This is a genomic window from Paenibacillus sp. 1-18, from assembly GCF_000520755.1.
Lineage (GTDB): Bacteria > Bacillota > Bacilli > Paenibacillales > Paenibacillaceae > Paenibacillus > Paenibacillus brasilensis.
The window spans coordinates 1-1,615 of the sequence record NZ_ASSB01000106.1 but is presented as its reverse complement, the minus strand read 5'-3'; the positions used below and the strand labels follow the sequence as shown (position 1 = coordinate 1,615).

Below are 1,615 nucleotides of genomic sequence, written 5' to 3'. Positions count from 1 at the left end.
AAGCTGCTATTGCCCCACTGACTGCTGAACAACAGGTTGAGCTAGAAAAAGAAAAACAACAGGATAAAGAGATCGAAAAAAGCAACCAAATCACTGCCGGTATATCATATTGATAACCCTGACCCTCAGCCTGGTTTAAAAGTAATTTATGACGGCGAAGGTTACATCAAAGATATTATCTTGCCTGAACAAAAAGAAAATGCGATTACTACTAATAATGTTTCACTTCAAGCATTACCACGCGGTACACGCAAACCACCTGGGACTTATACATATGGAGATCATGATAATGAAATTAAAATTCGCGGAACATCTAGTGGCTATGTTCGAGGCACAGGGAGGGGTCCCACCAACATTTTAACGGGATTATACGCTAAGCCTTCAATTTCGAGGAGCCTAGCGTTTTTTCATACTCTAAGTAATCTTGGACAAAGAAAAAACCGCTGACCCACGTTATGGAGTAGCGGTTTCAAATTCTAATGCTTCCTCGTAAATTTTACTCGCCTGAAAAAATCAAAATATTATTCTACTCATTATTGCGGTGTCTAAACAACTTATTGAGAAGGAAATTCCTAATCAAAACAATTATAACTTCTGGTAGAAACACAATAAACATATATAGGGTGATGATGATTGGTAAATTTGCAATAAAAACTACTGCCCCCCGCTCCTCCTCAATCCAAAACAACCAAATTGGTACTGATAAAATCCATAACAATGCATTAGAAATCATTAAATTTCGAAGGTTTTTCCAAAGAAAACAAAACAAAACTGCAATGACTGCTGGTATAACCCATGAAACTATCTTAGCACCATTACTTAATATCACAAATGCCGTAATAGGATAGAGTATTACGCTTAATATCTGAACCATTCTATTATTATAAAAACTCAATTTTCCATCCCCCTCCTCTTATTTCAACAAATAAATGTCTCTTTTAGGATAAGTATACCTCTTTATTCTTGGGATGACTTTCAACTTAAAACTATCAATCCTAATTACTGCTCTAAATTTATTTGGCAAGCATTCTATTATGGAAACAACAATAACACAGACTATATTGGCCATCATTGGCCAGGTAAAGAAGTTATTGTAACTCCATATGAAGTGGCTAATAGTAATCATCTTAGATATGTGGGTTCATTCAATAGTAGTGACTAAAACATAAATATGCATATTCAAAGCAATCAAAAAACGTATTTAGTTTACGGGTCAAGCCCCCATTTAGTAGACATTGTAAAAAAGACCTAGGCTAGAAGCTGGTCCCTGTACTCCACAGGAGTCAGCTTGTTTAATTTTCGCTGTGTTTTATTAGGGAAATCAATGGTCTAATTTCATGAAAAAGTATTAATTGTAGAACAAGACGTTTCCGGAATGAACGAGACCAATTATTTTCGTACGACTTGAATACAAAAAAAACCGAACAGCTTACCGATAATTTGTTTGCCATCAATGATATCGTACCAACTACTCCGGATGGCCCACTCGTTCTGGTTGCGGTCAAAAAAGGAGAGCGGACACTTAAAACCATTTTCTACAATAAATCAACTCGTACCATGAAATTTATGCATGATGAAAACCAAGATGAAAACACTTGGTCTATAGCCTATAATC

Annotated in this window: 1 protein-coding gene and 1 pseudogene; one reads left to right on the top strand and one right to left on the bottom strand. The window is 35.9% G+C overall.

The features are described from left to right. Nucleotides 1–526: 526 nt before the first annotated feature. A complete protein-coding gene (locus L693_RS0107240) occupies nt 527–895 on the bottom strand; it encodes a hypothetical protein (protein WP_025716694.1) in 369 nt (122 codons plus the stop codon). A 509-nt stretch (nt 896–1,404) separates the two neighbouring features. Between L693_RS0107240 and L693_RS31155 the strand changes: the two are divergent. Continuing rightward, nucleotides 1,405–1,615: pseudogene (locus tag L693_RS31155) on the top strand (hypothetical protein); the annotation flags it as partial.